This is a genomic window from Pseudomonas gingeri, assembly GCF_013385425.1.
GTDB classification, from domain to species: domain Bacteria; phylum Pseudomonadota; class Gammaproteobacteria; order Pseudomonadales; family Pseudomonadaceae; genus Aquipseudomonas; species Aquipseudomonas gingeri_D.
Genome location: NZ_JACAQA010000003.1, coordinates 525,517 through 543,822 on the forward strand (window position 1 = coordinate 525,517; position 18,306 = coordinate 543,822).

19 protein-coding genes and 1 pseudogene are annotated in these 18,306 nt (G+C 61.6%); 12 read left to right on the plus strand and 8 right to left on the minus strand.

Going from position 1 to position 18,306, the window contains the following annotated elements; genetic code table 11:
- Positions 1-10: 10 nt before the first annotated feature.
- Positions 11-835 (plus strand): SDR family oxidoreductase, encoded by an 825-nt coding sequence (locus HX830_RS05020; protein WP_177099161.1) that lies wholly within the window; start codon positions 11-13, stop codon positions 833-835.
- Positions 836-861: 26 nt separating this feature from the next.
- On the opposite strand, the gene HX830_RS05025 is transcribed toward HX830_RS05020, so the two are convergent.
- Positions 862-1,467 (minus strand): TetR/AcrR family transcriptional regulator, encoded by a 606-nt coding sequence (locus tag HX830_RS05025; RefSeq protein ID WP_177099162.1) that lies wholly within the window; start codon positions 1,465-1,467, stop codon positions 862-864.
- Between the two features lie 109 nt (positions 1,468-1,576).
- On the opposite strand from HX830_RS05025, the gene HX830_RS05030 reads away from it, so the two are divergent.
- Positions 1,577-2,689: an AbrB family transcriptional regulator gene (locus tag HX830_RS05030; RefSeq protein ID WP_177099163.1), complete on the plus strand. Its 1,113-nt coding sequence runs from the start codon at positions 1,577-1,579 to the stop codon at positions 2,687-2,689.
- A gap of 40 nt (positions 2,690-2,729) precedes the next feature.
- Positions 2,730-3,038, plus strand: a complete 309-nt coding sequence (locus HX830_RS05035) for a hypothetical protein (RefSeq protein ID WP_103496189.1) — start codon at positions 2,730-2,732, stop codon at positions 3,036-3,038.
- A gap of 46 nt (positions 3,039-3,084) precedes the next feature.
- On the opposite strand, the gene HX830_RS05040 is transcribed toward HX830_RS05035, so the two are convergent.
- Complete coding sequence (locus tag HX830_RS05040; RefSeq protein WP_152739622.1) at positions 3,085-4,008, minus strand: alpha/beta fold hydrolase; 924 nt, start codon at positions 4,006-4,008, stop codon at positions 3,085-3,087.
- A gap of 172 nt (positions 4,009-4,180) precedes the next feature.
- On the opposite strand from HX830_RS05040, the gene HX830_RS05045 reads away from it, so the two are divergent.
- Positions 4,181-4,615, plus strand: a complete 435-nt coding sequence (locus HX830_RS05045) for a GNAT family N-acetyltransferase (protein ID WP_103496187.1) — start codon at positions 4,181-4,183, stop codon at positions 4,613-4,615.
- A gap of 9 nt (positions 4,616-4,624) precedes the next feature.
- On the opposite strand, the gene HX830_RS05050 is transcribed toward HX830_RS05045, so the two are convergent.
- Positions 4,625-5,284 carry a methyltransferase family protein gene (locus HX830_RS05050; protein ID WP_177099164.1) on the minus strand — a complete coding sequence of 220 codons (660 nt, stop codon included), beginning with the start codon at positions 5,282-5,284 and terminating at the stop codon, positions 4,625-4,627.
- A 213-nt stretch (positions 5,285-5,497) separates the two neighbouring features.
- Between HX830_RS05050 and HX830_RS05055 the strand changes: the two genes are divergently transcribed.
- From HX830_RS05055 to HX830_RS05065, 3 genes are all read left to right on the plus strand, one after another.
- A complete protein-coding gene (locus tag HX830_RS05055; protein ID WP_152739620.1) occupies positions 5,498-6,304 on the plus strand; it encodes an ABC transporter substrate-binding protein in 807 nt (268 codons plus the stop codon).
- Positions 6,305-6,383: 79 nt separating this feature from the next.
- A complete protein-coding gene (locus HX830_RS05060) occupies positions 6,384-7,112 on the plus strand; it encodes an amino acid ABC transporter permease (protein ID WP_152739619.1) in 729 nt (242 codons plus the stop codon).
- Position 7,113: 1 nt separating this feature from the next.
- Positions 7,114-7,800 carry an amino acid ABC transporter permease gene (locus HX830_RS05065; protein WP_177099165.1) on the plus strand — a complete coding sequence of 229 codons (687 nt, stop codon included), beginning with the start codon at positions 7,114-7,116 and terminating at the stop codon, positions 7,798-7,800.
- A 17-nt stretch (positions 7,801-7,817) separates the two neighbouring features.
- On the opposite strand, the gene HX830_RS05070 is transcribed toward HX830_RS05065, so the two are convergent.
- Positions 7,818-8,711 (minus strand): LysR family transcriptional regulator, encoded by an 894-nt coding sequence (locus tag HX830_RS05070; RefSeq protein ID WP_152739617.1) that lies wholly within the window; start codon positions 8,709-8,711, stop codon positions 7,818-7,820.
- 265 nt (positions 8,712-8,976) lie between these two features.
- Here HX830_RS05070 and HX830_RS05075 point away from each other — a divergent pair, with 265 nt between their 5' ends.
- The 3 genes and pseudogenes from HX830_RS05075 (at position 8,977) to HX830_RS05085 (ending at position 11,296) form a co-directional block, all read left to right on the plus strand.
- On the plus strand, positions 8,977-9,432 hold the full coding sequence (locus tag HX830_RS05075; protein WP_177099166.1) for a GFA family protein: 456 nt from the start codon (positions 8,977-8,979) through the stop codon (positions 9,430-9,432).
- A 40-nt stretch (positions 9,433-9,472) separates the two neighbouring features.
- Positions 9,473-9,565 (plus strand): annotated as a pseudogene (locus tag HX830_RS05080) (AsnC family transcriptional regulator); the annotation flags it as partial.
- A 162-nt stretch (positions 9,566-9,727) separates the two neighbouring features.
- The gene (locus HX830_RS05085; RefSeq protein ID WP_177099167.1) at positions 9,728-11,296 is read left to right on the plus strand and encodes a sensor domain-containing diguanylate cyclase; all 1,569 of its coding nucleotides are present in this window, start codon (positions 9,728-9,730) and stop codon (positions 11,294-11,296) included.
- A 41-nt stretch (positions 11,297-11,337) separates the two neighbouring features.
- Here the strand turns inward: HX830_RS05085 and HX830_RS05090 are convergent, their stop codons facing one another.
- The 3 genes from HX830_RS05090 to HX830_RS05100 are packed head-to-tail and all read right to left on the minus strand — an operon-like array spanning position 11,338 to position 15,444.
- On the minus strand, positions 11,338-12,762 hold the full coding sequence (locus HX830_RS05090) for an efflux transporter outer membrane subunit (RefSeq protein WP_177099168.1): 1,425 nt from the start codon (positions 12,760-12,762) through the stop codon (positions 11,338-11,340).
- On the minus strand, positions 12,759-14,345 hold the full coding sequence (locus HX830_RS05095) for a DHA2 family efflux MFS transporter permease subunit (protein ID WP_177099169.1): 1,587 nt from the start codon (positions 14,343-14,345) through the stop codon (positions 12,759-12,761). The genes HX830_RS05090 and HX830_RS05095 overlap by 4 nt, the downstream gene beginning before the upstream one ends.
- Positions 14,338-15,444 carry an HlyD family secretion protein gene (locus tag HX830_RS05100; RefSeq protein WP_177099170.1) on the minus strand — a complete coding sequence of 369 codons (1,107 nt, stop codon included), beginning with the start codon at positions 15,442-15,444 and terminating at the stop codon, positions 14,338-14,340. Before HX830_RS05100 ends, HX830_RS05095 begins: the two co-directional genes overlap by 8 nt.
- Positions 15,445-15,543: 99 nt before the next feature.
- On the opposite strand from HX830_RS05100, the gene HX830_RS05105 reads away from it, so the two are divergent.
- Positions 15,544-16,266, plus strand: coding sequence for a CerR family C-terminal domain-containing protein (locus HX830_RS05105; RefSeq protein WP_177099171.1), 723 nt, complete (start codon positions 15,544-15,546; stop codon positions 16,264-16,266).
- A 5-nt stretch (positions 16,267-16,271) separates the two neighbouring features.
- Here the strand turns inward: HX830_RS05105 and HX830_RS05110 are convergent, their stop codons facing one another.
- Positions 16,272-16,964, minus strand: coding sequence for an ArsR/SmtB family transcription factor (locus HX830_RS05110; RefSeq protein WP_152739610.1), 693 nt, complete (start codon positions 16,962-16,964; stop codon positions 16,272-16,274).
- Positions 16,965-17,038: 74 nt separating this feature from the next.
- Here HX830_RS05110 and HX830_RS05115 point away from each other — a divergent pair, with 74 nt between their 5' ends.
- A complete protein-coding gene (locus HX830_RS05115) occupies positions 17,039-18,295 on the plus strand; it encodes an MFS transporter (protein WP_177099172.1) in 1,257 nt (418 codons plus the stop codon).
- The last annotated feature ends 11 nt before the right edge of the window (positions 18,296-18,306 follow it).

Here is an 18,306-nt window from a genome sequence, read left to right on the forward strand (position 1 = left end):
AGAAATGAACATGACAAACGTCACAGTGGTAATTGGCGCCGGCTCCATCGGACAAGCCATCGCGCGGCGGGTCAGCGCGGGCAAGCACGTGCTGCTGGCAGACTTGCGGGAGGAGAATGCAGCGGCGGCCGCCAAGGTCCTCAGCGATGCCGGATTCGAGGTCACCACGGCGAGCGTCGATGTTTCTTCACGGGCATCGGTTGAAGCGCTGGTGCAGACCGCCACGGCCATCGGCGATATCACCGGAGTGATTCACGCCGCCGGGGTCTCGCCCTCTCAAGCGTCTCCGGCGACGATCCTGCGGGTCGATCTTTACGGCACCGCGCTGGTACTGGAAGCCTTCGGCAATGTGATCGCCAAGGGCGGTTCGGCCATCGTTATCGCCTCACAATCCGGGCACCGTTTACCCGCGCTGACACCTGAGCAGAACAAGGCTCTGGCCCTGACACCGGTCGACGAACTGCTGGCCCTGCCGATGCTGCAACCCGATCAGGTGACCGACCCACTGAACGCCTACCAGATCTCCAAACGCGGCAACTCTCTGCGGGTCATGGCCGAAGCAGTGCGCTGGGGCAAACGCGGGGCGCGAGTCAACACCATCAGCCCGGGCATTATCTTTACCCCTCTGGCCCGGGATGAACTGTCGGGGCCGCGGGGTGAAGGCTATCGGCGCATGATCGACTCCTGCGCGGCAAAGCGCGGCGGCACGCCCGATGAAGTCGGTGCGCTCGGTGCCCTGCTGATGGGGCCGGAAGGCACTTTCATTACCGGTAGTGACTTCCTCATGGACGGCGGGGTGACTGCCCAATACTGGTACGGCGAGCACGTCCAGTAAGGTCCTGCCGACCAGGCGATATAGACCTAGGCCTCCAGCGCCGAAAGATAAAGCCGAACCATATCCTTGGCCTCCACCAGCAGCACCTGTTGCATGGCGGGCGCCTCCCCGCTGATCCGTCCCACGCCCTTGAACACGTTCAGCAGCGTCATGGCCACGGCCTTCGATTTGGCCGGGGCCAGGGACGGAATCACCTCACGCAATGCCACCTCGATACCTTCCACCATGGCCTTGCGAAACTGTTGCCGCCGGCTTTCGCTGGCCCCCGCGACATCCACCAGGTTGATGGCGAACTGACGCTCAGACTGCAGCGCGAGACTGAAGTCGATAAACGCAGAAGCCAGTTCCGACGCTGTCATGGTGCGGGCTTGCGCGCCCAGCTCAGCGAGAGATTCAAAGGCGTGCTCGACGTAGTTCATCAACAGCGCCTCAGCCACGGACTCCTTGGTCGGAAAAAACCGGTAGAGCGAGGCAATCGCCGTCCCCGAGCGCGCAGCGATCTCCGTCATTGTCGTCGCATCAAAACCCTTTTCCGTAAACAGCTCGACCCCAGCTTCCAGAATGGCCGCCACACGAATATGCCCTTTGGCACGTTTGGGCTCCTGACCCTTGGCGATAGGTTTTGTTGACATATGAGAGGATGTCCTTCACTATTTTTACTAGAGGATATCCTCTCATTCTAGCATCGCACCGACCCGAAGCAACGCCCAACCTCCAGTCCGGTTTCATCAAGGGGTTTCCATGTCCAACGCAGATGCTCATCTCGCCATTTCCAGAACCGGCAAGCTCGCCTCGATAGGACAGTGGAGCGTGCTCCTGGGATTGTCAGCCCTGTTCGCCCTGGCCCTGACCTGGGTCGGCATTCCAGCTGCCTTGCTGCTCGGCCCCATGCTGGGCGCCGTCATCACCGCCATCACCTTCGTCAACACCCGGGTGCGGATTCCAGGGCTGGCCTCCGCCTTCGCCCAGGGCATTCTGGGCTGCATGATTGCCAGAACCCTGGTGCAATCGCTTGCCGGTGCCGCCATCGGCAGTTGGCCGCTGTTTGTACTGGGCGTGATCGGTGTCGTCGTCGCCGCCGGTTTGCTGGGCTGGGGACTGACCCTCCTGCGGGTATTGCCGGGAACCACCGTTATCTGGGGGCTGAGCCCGGGCGCCGCCACGGTGATGATCCTGATGGCCGAGAACGCCGGGGCCGACGCGCAACTCGTCGCCTGCATGCAGTACACCCGCGTGATTCTGGTGGCGGTCATCGCCACGCTGATTACCCACTTCACCGGTGCCGGCGTGGTGCATGAGGTGCATTCGGTCATCTGGTTTCCGAGCATTGACTGGCTACCGCTGGCCCAGACCCTGGCCCTTGTGGTCGCCGGCCCGCTGGTCGCACGTCTGGCAAAAATACCGGTGGCCTCCCTGCTGGTGCCGATGATCGGCGGGATCTTCCTCACGCATCAGGGCTTGATCAGCATCGAGATCCCCCATTGGTTGCTGGCACTCGGTTATGCGGTTATTGGCTGGCGGATCGGCCTGCCCTTCACCCGACCACTGGTGAGGTACGCCCTGAAAGCCTTTCCGGCGATCCTCGCCAGCACCCTGGCGCTGATCGCGATCTGTGGCTGCCTGGCCCTGGTGTTCGTCTTTGCCGCCGGCATCGACCCGCTCACCGCTTACCTGGCAACCAGCCCGGGCGGCGCGGATTCCGTCGCGATCATCGCCGCTTCCAGCCACGTCGACGTGCCCTTCGTCATGACCATGCAGATGGCGCGCTTCGGCGTGGTGCTGCTGGCCGGACCGGCAATCGCGGCCTTCATCTCCCGGCGCGTCGCCCCGACAAGCCGCGCTACCGATAGCTGAAACCAGCAACCTTTATCCATGCCCAGCCTGAAGGTGATCCATGTCCATCACAGCGTTTTTTGCCGGTGTTTTTCTTTGCAATGCCCTTCCGCACATCGCTGCCGGATTGTGCGGTCAAGTCTTTCCCACACCCTTTGCAAAACCACGAGGAAAAGGCCCCTCGTCACCCTTGGTGAATTTTCTCTGGGGTGCCTTCAATCTGCTGGTGGGCCTTGCCCTGCTGTCGAGACAGCCCGTGACTGTCGGCTTAAATTCGGAGTTCATCGCACTGATGGTCGGAGCCCTGGCGATCGGGACTTACCTGTCCGTGCACTTCGGCAAGGTTCGTGCGCCCTCCTCCCGAGCCTGACCCCTGGCGTCGCTCTTGGCGAAAAGAGCGGTGGCGCGTCCATCGCTTATTGCGCAGTCAGAAACTCACGATACTGCGCCGCCGTCTGCTCCGGGCGCTCGACCATCGGCAGATGGCCCACGCCGTCCCAGCACTCCAGGCGCGCATGGGGGATGCCGGCGATCCAGGTTTTTGCACTGGCCAGGGGGACCATGCGGTCTTCACGCCCCCACAGCAGCAGGGTCGGGACACGGATATTGTTCAGCCAGGGCTCCATGCGCGGGCTGTCATGGAAGTCGTCGAAGATTTCCGCCAGTTCAGGACGCCGATCGATATAGGTCTGCGACTCCGCCGCCAGCAACACGCCAGGTATCCAGGGGGGCGAGGCCATGGTCATGGAGAAAAACCGATCGAACTCCGCCCGCGAGTGGATCAGAAAAGGGTTCCTGCCTTGCTTGACCAACTCTTCCACTTCATTGGGTTGCGGCAGGTTGACCCCCACCGGTCCCATCAACGCCAGGGACAACACCCGCTCCGGAAAATGCGCCGCCAGCCAGGTGCCGACGTAAGCGCCCATGGAGCTGCCGACCACATGCACCTTGTCGATCCCGCTGGCGTCCAGCAGTTCGACCATGCGTTGCGCCTGGGTCGCGATACTGTAGTCGCCCCCCGTTTCGAAACCACTTTTGCCGTGCCCGGCCAGGTCGGGAATGATCACCCGGTGGTCAGCAACGAAGGATCGCGCAAAGCGCAGCCAGAGGTTCTTGTCGGCACTGAAACCGTGGATCAGCAACAGCGGCGGCGTGTTGCTTTGAGTCCCGCCCTGGAAGGTCGACAAGGTCATCCGCTCAATCGCCACCGGGACTTCCTTCACCCGGGAGAGCCGTGCTTCCAGACTCGTGATCAGGTCAAACAGCAGACCTCCTACACGTGGATAGGTCCACCATCCCCATACGACGAGGAGGACGATCAGGGCAAGGATCAGGAACATCAACACTTCTCCGGAACAGGGTTGGCGAAACCAGTCTCCGCGCGACCGGTCGAGTCATAAAAACAGAACAGGCATCCGCCAGCAAGGTGCCTTGGCGGATCGGCATGCCAACGCTTGAGTGGCTTCTGATAGGCTGCCAGGCCGGACAATCCACACAGCCAGGCTCAGCCCCATGATCAATATCCGTGTCATGACGATGGACGATTACCAGGCGGTCATCGACCTTATGCGCAATACACCCGGCATTTCCCTGCGTGACGCCGACTCCCGTGAGTCGACCGCCCGCTACCTGGAGCGAAACCCGGGGATGAGCTTCGTGGCTGAAGTCGACGGCGAACTCGGCGGTTGCATCATGTCCGGGCATGACGGTCGTCGGGGCTACTTGCAGCACTTGCTCGTGCTGCCCCGTTATCGGCGCCAGGGCATCGCCAATGCACTGGTCGAACGCTGCCTGTCGATCCTGGAAACCCACGGCATCCTCAAGTGTCATCTCGACGTGTTCAAGACCAATGAGGACGCGGCCCGTTATTGGCAAAGCCAGGGTTGGCAGCTCCGGCAGGATATCGACCGCTATTCGTTTACCCGCTCGGGCAATCAGAACGCGTGACGCAACGGCTCAATAAACCCAGGGCAGCAGGCGCCAGGTGCGCGCACGATAAGCCTCGTACTCTTCGCCAAATTCGGCCTTGAGCAAGGCCTCCTCCGAGTGCATGCGCGCAATCAGCGGGATCAGCGTCAACGCCGTCAGCAACACCCCGACACCGGAGCGAAAAGCCAGTGCCCAGCCCAGCGAGTTGACCAGCAGCCCGAGGTAGCTCGGGTTGCGCAAAACCCGATAGAGCCCGGTGGTCACCAGCCGATGCCCCGGCTGAATCGCCACCAGCCCGCTGAAGCGCTTGCCCAGCACAAACACCGGCCACATCCGCAGCACACCGCCAACGGTAAACAGCAGCACGCCGAGCCAACGCACGCCCTCACCGCCAAAGGTCCACCAGCCCAGGCGAGCCGTCCAGGGCACCAACCCCACCAGCAGCAAGCCGAGGGCGCCGATGACCGGAATCACCCAGCGATTGCCGCGATCCTCGCGCACGCCGGAGCTGAGGTTAGCTTCGGTAAACAGCGCCGAGCCCGCCAACAACAGGGTCACCACGGCGATCGCGAGCAATGCGGGTTGGGCAGCAAAGGCCGACCAGCCACCGAATCCCCACACCGCCAGCCCGAGATAGCCCAGCGTCGCCGTCACGCTGAAAAACGCCAAGCGAAGTGAGATTTTCATATTGCCCTCGACGGGATAAACCTGATGCTTTCAGTGTAGAAGCATTCGTCCGAGCCAGTGATCGGCAACGCTCTAGCCCGCGGTTTACACGAGGTCCCCGGAAAACCGACTTATTCCATAAAAGCATCAACAAATTCTTTTATATTCTTTTATTGTTTATCCATGGACTGCAAGACTCGGTACCAGAATCATCCACCAAGTGTTGAGATCACCATGAAGAAATTAACTGCCCTCACTGCCCTCACCCTCGCCGTCCTCTCGGGATTGGCCCATGCCGACCGCCTGGAGGACATCAAGAAATCCGGCGTTCTGCGCGTCGCCTCGTTCGACAGCAACCCGCCTTTCGGCTTTATCGATGCCAAGAGCAAACAGATCGAAGGCCTGGACGTGGACTACGCCAAGGCCATCGCCGACAAGCTGGGCGTCAAGCTGCAACTGCAACCGACCAACCCGGCCAACCGCGTGCCGCTGCTGGTCGCCAACAAGGTCGACCTGGTCCTGGCCAACTTCACCATCACCCCGGAGCGCGCCGAGCAGGTCAATTTCAGCATTCCCTACTTCAGTTCCGGCCAGCAGTTCATCGTCAAGAAAGGCACCCTCAAGTCCCAGGAGGACCTGAACAAATGGCGTGTCGGCGTGGACAAGGGCACGGTCAACGAAGGCGTGCTGCGCGAGAAATTCCCCGGCGCCAAAGTCATCGCCTATGACGACACCCCGTTCGCCTTCACCGCCTTGCGCAACGGCAATGTCCAGGCCATTACCCAGGACGGTCCGAAGCTGATCGGCCTGCTGGCCAACGTCCCGGACAAGGACAAGTACGAAGTGCCGCCCTTCACCATTTCCAATGACCTGATCGGCGTCGGCCTGCCCAAGGGCGAGACCGCCCTGACCGACCTGGTCAACCAGACGCTGGTCGAGCTGGAAAGCAAAGGCCAGGCGCAGAAGATCTACGACACCTGGTTCGGCCCGGACACCAAGACACCGCTGGCCCGCCTGTACAAGATCGGCGACAAGAGCTGATCGCCCTCCCCGTCGTACACCCACAGCCCGCGCGGTTTTCCGCGCGGGCTCTTTGTATTCTGGATGGACACCGTGATTGATGTTTGGTGAATTGCTGGGCCCGCATTACCTGAAATGGCTGTTCGATGGCTTTCTCCTCACCCTGGCCCTGTCCGCCGTGGTCTGCCTGGTGGCCACCGGGCTCGGCTTCCTGGTCTGCCTCGCGCGCCTGGGCAGCTCGCGCCTGGCGTCCTGGCCGGCACGGGCCTACCTGGCGTTGTTTCGTAACACGCCGCTGCTGGTGCAATTGTTCTTCTGGTATTTCGGCCTCAGTGCCCTGCTGCCCGAAGGACTGGTGAGCTGGCTGAACACGCCCCATGAAGTGAGCGTGGCCGGCATTGAAATCAGCTGGCCGTCCTTTGAATTCATCGCCGGTTTCTGGGGGCTGACGCTGTATACCTCGGCCTTTATCGCCGAAGAATTTCGCGCCGGCGTCGCCTCGGTGCGCCCGCAGCAACGCGAGGCCGGCGTGGCCATGGGCTTTCGGCCGGCACAGGTGTGGCGTTATATCGTCCTGCCCCAAGCCTTGCGCACCGCCCTCGGGCCGCTGCTGGGGCAATACATGAATGCGTTGAAGAACTCCTCGCTGACCATGGCCATCGGCCTCGCCGAGCTGTCCTACGCCTCACGCCAGGTGGAGACCGAAACCTTCAAGACCTTCCAGGCCTTCGGCTTCGCCACCCTGCTCTACATCTTCAGCATTGCGCTGCTCGAAGCGGCCGGCCAATGGATCCGCCAGACCAAACGTTATCGCCAGGGAGCCGCATGACATGGACCTTTCCGTTATCAGTGACAACCTCGAGTACTTCCTGATCGGCGCCTACCCCGACGGTCCCTTGGGCGGCGCGGCCCTGACCCTGGTGCTGAGCGTACTGTCCGGAGTATCCGCCGCCCTCCTGGGCCTGGTGCTGGGCATAGCCTTGAGCGGCCTGAAGGGCTGGCCACGGGGAATATTGATCGCGGTGCTGGGTTTCCTGCGGGCGATCCCGGTACTGATGTTGATCTTCTGGAGCTACTTCCTGCTGCCGATCATCTTCCACGTGGATATCCCGGCGCTGTTCACCGTGGTCTGCGCCCTGTCGCTGATCGGCGGCGCCTACCTGGCGTACTCGGTCCATGCCGGTATCCAGAGCCTGCCGGACGGCCAATGGGCAGCGGCCCGCGCGCTGGGCATGCGACCCGTCCAGGTCATGCGCCTGATCATCCTGCCACAAGCCTTGCCGATCATGCTGCCGTCGTTCCTCAACCAGTGGATCTCGCTGATCAAGGACACCTCCCTGGCCTATGTGATCGGTGTCGGCGAACTGTCCTTCGTGGCGACCCAGGTCAGCAACCGGGTGATGGTCCACCCTACGGAGATCTTCCTGTTCGTGGCGCTGGTCTACTTTGTGTTCTGCTCCAGTCTCGACTTGCTGGCCAATTTCGCGAGCAGAAAGCAGACGGTGAAGCACGCTTGATCAGGCAACCCGGGGACTTAGTCAGTCCCCAGAAACTGCGTCAGCGATGCTCCCAGCGCATCGAACACCAAGGCAATACGCTGAACCCGTCGCATGTCCTGGTGCATGGCGATCCAGACATCCACGGAAAATTCCACCTGTCCGGGCAGTACGCGTATCAGTCCGTGACGTCGGGCCAGTTGGCTGGAACAGACGCCGATCCCCAACCCCGCGCGCAACGCCGCCAGTTGTGCGAGGTGATCATCGGTACGAATCAGCGTGCGCTGCGCCGTGCAGTCGAAGCCGCGCTCACGCAGAAACTGCAGTTCCACCAGATTGCGGTCAGGCCCGATCAGCGGATAGTCATCCAACTGCGCAACGGTATCCGGCGCGCCCTGCTCCGCCAGGAGTTCAGGGGTGGCATACAGGCCGACTTGCAGATCACCGACCTTGCGCGTGACCACCGCCGCTTCGGTCGGCCGACGGATACGCACCGCCACATCGGCCTCCTGCCGGGCCAGCGCCTGCAGACGGTTCGACACACTGAGCTCGACAGCCAGCTGCGGGTAGGTCTGGCGTAGCGTGCGCAACATGGGCGGCAATACCTCGACCCCGAGCAGTTTGCTGCTGGTCAGGCGCACCGTGCCCCCCGGCAATTGCGCATCCGCCGACGCCGCTCGATTGAACGCGTTAGCCGCCATGGCCATGGCTTCGACATGGCTGATCAGGTCCTTGGCCATCTCCGTCGGCAGCAGACCCGCTGGTGAGCGGATAAACAGGCTGACGCCCACGCTCTGCTCCAACGCCTCGATCCGCCTACGCGCGGTGGCCTGCGCGATGCCCAGCAAACGGGCCGCCCCCGATAGACTGCCGGTGCGCAATACCGCCAGAAAGGCACGCTGGGTTTCCCACTGTAGCTGAGGCGCGTTCATACATTTCCTGTGAGCCGCTGGGCAATTTTGGCTAATTTTCTTTCGTGAGGCGCGGCCTCATGCTGGTCAAGCATATCCCACGGACACCCCGCTTCGTCCGCCACCTCTACCCTTGAAGGAGTTTTACCCATGCCACTCACTGGCCAATGCCGCTGTCGCGCCACGAGCTACACCCAGGCTGATCCTGCCGAACGGGCTGCCCACCTGGCCACAGGGCCAGACGCCAGTAGCGTTCGCTAAATCGTCAAGAGGAAAGGAGGTAGTGATGAGTCACCCAGTATTCGCCTACGGCAGTTGTCGCTGTGGCCAGGTCGTTTTTGAACTGCGCGCCCCACCGATCATCACCACGGCCTGCCATTGCACCGGCTGCCAGAAAATGTCGGCCAGTGCGTTCTCCCTCAGTGCGCTAGTGCCGAACGAGCAGTTCGTGATCACCCAAGGCGAGCCGGTGATCGGCGGCTTGCACGGGACAACGCGACACTACTTCTGCCCTCATTGCCTGAGCTGGTTGTTTACCCGCCCAGCGGACAACGAAGCGATCGTCGGTGTCCGCTCCAGTCTGCTGGATAACCCACGACAATTCGCTCCGTTCATTGAAACCTGGACTCGTGAAAAGCTGCCTTGGGTCACCACCGGGGCCGTGCATGGTTTCGAGGCGTTCCCCGAATCACAGGACTTTATAACGCTGGCGCAGCAGTATGCGCAGCGGCATCAGGCATAAGGATTCAAGCAAGGCGCTATTCAACCAGCAATACCAGCGCGATGAGCGACTGTCCGTGCTGCCCAATGTGCAGCGTCTCAGCTCAACTCTCGTGATGAAGCAAGTCATTCAGGATCGAGCCCTCGCGCTGTGATATCAGCGCCTGTCCGCTACACTTCTCGGCAAGACAAAACGCCCTTGCATCACACTCAAAAAGATTAACCAACACAACAAAAACACCCAAAAAGATGATTTCACTTTAATAAAATAAACCTAAACTACACAAAGCCATTTCAACCACATGGATGTGTTGTTCATGCTCACAAAAACAACTTCAGCTTTCAGCGCCAAGTGGGCGGATACCAAGCTCAAGATCAGTCATGTGATTCTCTTTGTGGCGGCGGTCTGTATCTCATTGATCGGCATCAGCCTCTGGGGAATCTCCAACTCCCTGGGGTATCACCTGCATGAAAAAGAGATCGAGATGTCAAACCTCTCGAAGGCCTTGTCGTCCAGCATAGCCGCCACCCTCACCCAAGCCGATACCGCGATACTCGGTGTTCAGGAACGGATCAACGTTGAAGGCACTGGGCCGGAGGAGCTGAAAAATCTGGAGATCATATTAAAAGCTCAACAAAAACGCCTACCACAAATCTATGGCTTTTCCATTTACGACGAACAAGGACGTTGGTTATTAAACTCAAACGATAGAAACCAATCCAACTTGAACAACTCGGACCGCGACTATTTCATCTACCATCGCGACCATGCCGGTTCCACTCCATTCCTGGGCCCTCCGATCCGCAGCCGCCTGACAAACGAATGGGTCATCACCCTATCGCGCAGGATCGATCATCCTGACGGCAGCTTTGCAGGCGTGGCAATAGCCACTGTCTATCTTAAATACTTCCTCAGCCTCTACGACAGCATCGACATGGGCAAGAATGGCATCATCAATCTCACCTCCTCGGCAGGGCAGATCATCGTGCGTCACCCCTTTCACGACACTGAGGTGGGTACGGACATTTCAAGCGGGGAGGTATTCGCCTTATTGACGCCGGGTGTCGCCTCGGGCACCGCAACAATAAGGTCATTTATTGACAATGTCGTCCGCATCATCAGTTTTCACCGCGTCGATGGCTATCCGCTTGTGGTCATCGCGGCTTTTGAAAGAGATGAAATATTGACGGACTGGCGTCGAGAGTCCCTTGCCAGTTTTATCATATCGTCCATATTGCTGCTTATTCTCGGCCTGCTGGGCTATCGCCTGATAAAAATCATGAGCCAGCAGATTCAAGCACAAAAAGAACTGCAATTTTCCGAAAGAGCCTACATCGAGGCGAACAAGGCGCTCGGCCAACTGGCACTCGAAGATGGCTTGACCGGGCTCTCGAATCGCCGCAAGTTCGACCTGTTTATCGACTCGGAAATAAGTAAAGCCAAGCGCAAACCCGATGACCTCGCCCTCATCCTGATCGATATCGATCTGTTCAAGAAGTACAACGACCATTACGGCCACGTACAAGGCGATGAATGCCTGAAATCCGTGAGCACCCTGATCAAGAAAAATATCACTCGGGAACATGATCTTGCGGCCAGGTATGGCGGAGAGGAATTTGCCATCGTCCTCCCTGGTACCGATTATGTCGGCGCTTTTATCATCGCCGAGAAAATCCGAACAGACGTGGAGCGCAGTGCCATTCAACACTGTGAATCACCGGCCAAGGTCGTCACCATCAGCATTGGCATCAGTGCCTTGTCCGGATCAAAGGCCGACACCCCCGAGCAGTTGATCGATATCGCTGACAAAGCCCTGTACGTCGCAAAATCCAATGGCCGAAACCGGACGGTCATTTCCAACAATCTGTCCAGCGCCCTGGCCTGATGGGCTCCATCGGCGGCACGCTGCCAGCACTGCAGCTTGACTCAGCCCTGCCAGCCCAACCCCAAGGCCTTGTGCAACGAAGCAAAATTCTTCAGCAATTCACTGTCCCCGCTCACTCGATTCTGCTCGGCATCAAAGCGCGTGCGCTCGGCATTCAGCCAGTCCAGGGTGCTGGCGGTACCGGCGTCGTAGCGTTCTCGGGTCAAGCTCGCCGCGCGGGCCGATGAGGCTTCGATATCACGGAGCAGGACCACGTTTTCACGCTGGTGGCCGTAGCGCGCCAGGGCGGTATCCGCGTCGCGCAACGCGCCGAGGACCACGCCACGGTAATGGGCCCGGGCTTCGTCGACGCCGCCTTCGGCGCTGTCGACATCGGCTGCTACACGACCGAAGTCCAGGGCGTTCCAGGTCAGGCGCGGGACCAGCAACCAGGTGGCGTTGTCCGTACGCACCAGATGCGAAGGCGCCGCGGCACTGAAGCTGAGGTCACCCGTCAGGGACAATTTGGGAAACCAGTCGGCCTTTTTCTCGCCGACCTGCGCGGTGCTGGAGGCCAGTTGACGTTCGGCGGCACGAATGTCCGGGCGGGATTTGATCAGCGCCGCCGGGTCGGCGATCGGCACACTGGCGGGGACGCTCGGCAACGCACCCGGTTGACCGAGCCGGCCGTCCAGTTCGCCCGGCTCCAGATCACAGAGCACCGCCAGTTGATCCAGCGACTCGATAATCTGCGCCTGCAACGGCAGGCGCTGCGCACGGGTGGTCTGCCATTGGGTGGTGACTTGTTCCAACTGTAATTGCGAAGCCACGCCACGGCTGCGGCGTTGCCGGGTCAGATCGACCACCTGGGCTTCCAGGCCCGCCGAGGCATCGACCAGGGCCAGGCGGGTTTGTTGGTCACGCAAACCGACATAGGCCTGCACGACTTCGGCAGCCAGTTGCACCTGGGCATCGGCCAGGCTCTCGGCCGAGGCATCGGCGCTGGCAGAAGCCGCCTCGATGGCGCGACGTGTACCGCCAAACAGATCGACTTCCCAGCTGGCATCGAAGTCCGCCAGATACAGCGACAGCGGCCCGCGACCACCACTGCTCTGCTGCCCCGTCAGGCTGGAAAGGTCGGGAGAGCGCATACGAATCGCCGTGGCATTGGCACTCATCTTGGGCAGCTCGGCGGCCTGCCGGCCGTGCAGCCCGGCCCGCGCCTGGCGCAAGCGCGCCTGGGCCACGCGAATATCCGAGCTGTCGTTGAGGGCGGTTTCCACCAGGCTGTCGAGTTGTGCATCCCCCAGCTCACGCCACCAGTGGGCAACCGCCGGGGTGCTGACGGCAACCGGGTCCGCGTGGGCGAAACGTCCCGCGGCCACGGTTTTCTCGGCAACCGCGGGCGCGCCGTGGTAATCGGGGCCGACGGTGCAACCGGCGAGCAGGCCCACGATCAGGGCCGAAATCAGGGTTCTATCGATCATCGTGCAGGGCTCAGCGCAAGGGTCGGTTTCTTGAGTAAGAGGGCCAGGGGAATACACAGGGCCAAGGCAATACCCAGCAGGTAGAAACAATCGGTGAAGGTCATGACCGACGCCTGCAAGGCGATGTCGCGACTCAACTGGCCGACCGTCTGCAATTGCGCCAGGGCCTGGTCACCGCCCTGGCTCATGAAGGACGCCGTCTGCGCCGCCATATGGTCCTGGCCCAAGGTGCTGTTGGCCGTCAGCGATTCGCGAATCATAGCGTCGTGATAGCTGCTGCGCCGATCGATCAGCACCCCGGTCAGGGCCAGCCCGATGGAGCCGCCGATATTGCGCGACATGTTGTAGAGCCCTGCCGCCTCGCCTTTTTCGTGGGGCAGGACAGCCGCCATGGTGATCTGGTTGAGCGGCATCATCGCCAGGATCTGGGCGAACCCGCGCACCAGCTGCGAGGCGTCGAAATCATGGCCGACACTATCGACCGTCAGGTTCAGGCTCATCATGCAACTGATCACGAACAGCACCAGTCCGGTGCCCACCAGCCAGCGGCTGTCATAGCGCTGCATCAGCCGCGGCAGGATCGGCATCATCATGAACGCCGGTACGCCGGAGAGCAGCATGATTGCCCCGGATTGCTGGGCGTTGTAACCGGCAATGCTGTTGAGAAACTGCGGCAGCAGGTAGGAAATCCCATAGATGGCCGCCCCCACCGTCGACACGATCAGGATCACGCTGGCGTAGCGCGGGTTACGCATCAGGCTGAGCTTGATGATGGGCTGGCGGGCCGTGAATTGACCGATGGCGATCAGGATAAAACCCAGCAACATCAGCAGGCTCAGACCGACAATCAGCGAGGACTCGAACCAGTGTTCACGCTGGCCCTCTTCCAGGATCACCGTCAGCGAGCTCAAACCCAGGGCCAGGCCAAGGATGCCGGTCCAGTCCGCCTTGATGAACTGTTGAAGGTCGGCTTTTTCCGGGCGGATGCCGGTCCAGAGCAAGGCGATCAGTGCCAGGCTGATGGGCAGGTTGAGAAAAAAGCACCAGCGCCAACTGGCGTTCTCGGTCAACCAGCCGCCCAGTACCGGCCCCATCAAGGGCCCGAGCAGAACGGTCAGGCCGAACATCGACATGCCGATTGCCATCTGGTGCCGGGGCAAGCGGGTGCCGATGATGGTCTGTGCCGTGGGGATCATCGCGCCACCGGCAAAGCCCTGGCCGACGCGCGCCAGGATCATGCCCGTGAGGCTGCTGGACATGCCGCAGAAAAACGAAAACAGCGTGAAGGCCATTGCCGTGCCCATCAGGAACCGGCGCAAGCCGAAGACCCGGGTCAGCCAGGCCGCCAGCGGGATCATGACGATCTCCGACATCAGGTAGCCGGTGGCGATCCAGGTGCCTTCCGTGCCCGAGGCGCCGATCTGCCCCTGGATCTGCGGCAAGGCCGAGTTGGTGATGGAGATGTCCAGCGTGGCCAGCAAGGCACCGAGGGAACCGGCCGCGACCGCGATCCAGTCGGTCACCGAGGCATTGTCCTCCCGCGGCGCGCCCTGTGTGGTGGCGACCGTCGCGGCGTTAGCCATGGTGGCGGGTGTCCACGTCGACGGTCACCGACAGGCCCGGCATCAGCACCGCGCGCGCCGACTCCGGCACATCCAGCTGGATACGCACGGGGACCCGTTGGACGATCTTGGTGAAGTTGCCGGTGGCGTTCTGCGCCGGCAACAGCGCGAACTGCGAACCGGTGCCGGGCGAGAGGCTGTCGATATGCCCGCTCAGATCTTCACTGCCCAACGCGTCAACGTGCACCGTGACTGCCTGGCCAGGTTGCATATGGTGAATCTGGGTTTCCTTGAAGTTGGCCGTCAGGTACAGCGCCTGCACCGGCACCACGGTCAGCAGGCGTGTACCGGGCTGGGTGAACTGACCGACCCGCACACTGCGGTCGGCCACCCGGCCGGCCAGCGTGCTGATCACCGTGGTGTCGTCCAGGTCCAGCTGCGACTGCCGGGCACTGGCCTGGGCCACCGCCAGTTGCGCCTGGGCCTGCTGCAATTGTGCCTTGAGTGTGCCGATGCGGGTTTCGGCCGCGCGCAACGAGGCTTGATGCGCGGTCAGGCCGGTGCTGGCCTGGGCCAGTTGATTGTTGAGGTCGGCCAGATGTTCTTCCGTCTCGGCACCGGAACGGGCCAGTGGCGCGTAACGTTTGACCTGGGTCTGGGCGTGTCGCAAGTCGGCGTTGGCGCCGTCCAGTTGGGCGCGAACCTGGGCAATGCTGGCCCCCTGCTCCACCAACTCGGCTTCGGCCCGGGCCACATCGGCCTGGTGCGAGATCACGGTGGCCTGGGCTTCGTCGAGCGCCGCCTGATACTTGCGCGGGTCCAGGCGCACCAGCGGCTGGCCGATACTCACGGTTTCGTTGTCACTGACCAGCACTTGCGCGACATACCCACCGACCTTGGGCGCCACGGTCATGCTGTCGGCCTGCAGGTAAGCGTCATCGGTGCTTTCAATAAAACACCCGCTGAACCACCAGTGCGCGCCCCAGCCGGTCAGCGCCAGCAGCGCGACAACGCCGACCCCGATCAAGGCTCGTGGCGGCTTGTTGCGACGCTCGGAAAGATTGCTGTCAGCCACGGGCTCAAGGCGACCGTGTTGACCGATAGGCTGATCGACGGACATGCCGCACTCCAAAATATTCCAGTTGGTAAAAAATGCGGCGATGGCGAATTTATGTCAAGTGATATAATTTGTCCGGGCATTCTTTTTCCAGGCTTACCCATGGCACGACATCGACCAGCAAATGAAGGCGGCTACCAGCGCGGGGAAGAAACGCGCCTGCGGATTATCGAAGCCGCCGTGGACCAGTTCGCCACCCATGGTTTCGAAAGCGCCTCGACGCGCCAGATCGCAACCGCTGCCGGGGTCAATGCGCCGGCGCTGCAATACTATTTCGACAACAAGGAAGGGGTTTACCTGGCCTGCGTCGAGCACATCCTCGCGCAGCTCTGGGCACAGCTGACCGACGAGGTCTCGGCCGCCGAAGCGGCGCTGGAAGATCCCCACGCCGATGACCGGACATTGATCGAGCGTTACCTGGATATTCTTGGCGTCTTCCTGTCGTTCATTCTCGAGACGCCGGAATCCGCCGACTGGCGTCGCTTCATGGCCTGCGAGCAAGCCGGCCTGGGTCCGCCATCGGCCGCCAAGCTGATGGAGCAAGGCCTCAATCAGCGGTTGTCCCACGTCACCCGCAGCATCGTCGGGCGCCTGACCGGACGGCCCGCCGATGACGAAGCCACGATCATCCGGACGATGGCCCTCAACAGCCAGAGCATCGTGTTTCGCGTGAAGCGCGCGCCCGTCCTGCGGGCGCTGGGCTGGGACACCATCGACCAGCAACGCATGGAAACCGTGCGCAACGTGATGCTGTCACAGAATCGCCTGACGCTGCTGGCGCTGGTCAGTGAGCGCGACGCGGCAGGCGCGGAAACGGCGCAGTGACGCCTTTAACGAGCCTGTAGGCCAAACGCGGTTGCCAGGCTCTTCGCGCCTTTCGGCGTCAGATTCAGGGCCCTGGAGTCGAGATGGCGGTTCACCCAGCCGCGCTTGAGCAGCAGGTCCAGAAGGGCTGCGCCCAACGCACCGCCGATATGCGGTGAGCGCTCGCTCCAGTCCATGCAGGGATAGGCCAGGCGTCGGCGTTGGCGCGACACGGCCTCGATATCGATGCCCAGACGCACCAACGACGCGGCGCCCGTTTCCGTGAGGACATAGTCCTTGCCCTGCTCTTCGATCCAGCTCGCCTGCAACAAGGCGTCATGCAGTTTGACCGCGACTTCCCCGGCGATATGGTCATAACAGGTCCTGGCCTGCTTCAAGGCCGAAGGCGTGCTGGGCTGAAACGGCGTCATGCGGCGATCAGTCAGCGATAACAAGGCCTCCAGCGCATGCGCCACCTGGGGATTGGCCAATCGGTAATAGCGATGCCGACCCTGGACCAGCATCTCCACCAGCCCCTGCTCACGCAAACGTAAAAAATGGCCGCTGGCGGTGGACGCGCCGATATCGGCCACGGCGGCCAATTCCGTGGCCGTGCGCGCGTGCCCATCCAGCAGGCTGCAAAGCATTCGCGAGCGGGCCGGATCAGCAATCGCACCGGCCACCGCCGCCAGGGAAAGATCAGCCGCTTCGACATCCATAGTTCACTCCTTTGCGAAGTATCGCGGTTTTTTCATCATCATACTGATGCCAAACCACTTGAAGGGATTCACCCATGCAGCAATCGAATTTTTTTGGCCGAAAGGTCGTGGCGGCGACCTTTGTGATGGCGGTGTTCGGCTGGGGGATCGGCTTCTACGGTCCGCCGATCTTTCTCTACGCGGTGATTCAGCGAACCGGCTGGTCGCTGCCCTTGTGCTCGGCCGCCGTCACCCTGCACTTTCTCGCGGGCACCCTGGTGGTGGTGAACCTGCCCGTCTTGTACAAGCGCCTGGGCCTGCCCCGCACCACTGTGCTCGGATCGATCCTGCTCGGCATCGGCGTTTATGGATGGTCGGTAGCCGATCAACCCTACCAATTGTTCCTGGCCGCACTGCTCAGTGGATTGGGCTGGGTGACCATGGGCGCCGCCGCCGTCAACGCGCTGATCGCCCCATGGTTTGTGGCCAAGCGTCCGGCGGCCCTGGCAATGGCCTGCAACGGCGCCAGTATCGGCGGGGTGATCTTTTCATCCGCGTGGGTGTTCCTGATCGACCGGATCGGCTTCACCCAGGCCGCGCTAGGGGTTGGCCTGGTGTCGATAACGACGATTGCCGTGCTGTCGATCAAGGTCTTCAAGGTTCGGCCTGAAGACCTCGGGCAATATGCCGATGGGGCGGATCAGCCACCTGAGCAGCCGACCGTCTCCCCGGGTAGCAAGGCAACCTCGCTATGGTGCAATCGTCGATTCGTGACATTGGCGGCCGCCATGTCCCTGGGATTGTTCGCCCAGATCGGGCTGATTACCCACTTGTTCCTGCTGTTGGTCGATCACGTCACAGAGGCAAAGGCCGGCCTGGCAATGGGCCTGGCAACGGCAAGCGCCATCGCCGGCCGGTTTCTGGTCGGTTGGCTGATGCCACCCAATGCCAACCGGCGCACCGTTGCCTGCCTGAGCTATGGCTGCCAGTTGCTCGGCTGCCTGGTCATGACCGGATTAGGCAGCTTCCCCGATCTGCTGTGGCTGGGGGTCATCCTGTTTGGCGCGGGGATCGGCAACGCCACCTCCTTGCCGCCGCTGATTGCCCAAGCGGAATTCCCGCGCCAGCAAACACAGCGCGTGGTGACGCTGATCGTCGCTACCGCCCAAGGCTGCTATGCCTTTGCGCCGGCGCTCTTTGGCGCCGTTAAATCACTGGTCGGCGGGTCCCATGGCGAACTCCTGCTGCTGGGGCTGGCGGCCGGAATCCAGGGCCTGGCGATACTGGCTCTAGTAGTGGGTAACCAGCATTCGGCTCAAAAAATTCCGGAATTCAGCCGGCCCTCACGCTGACGGCGGCTTTG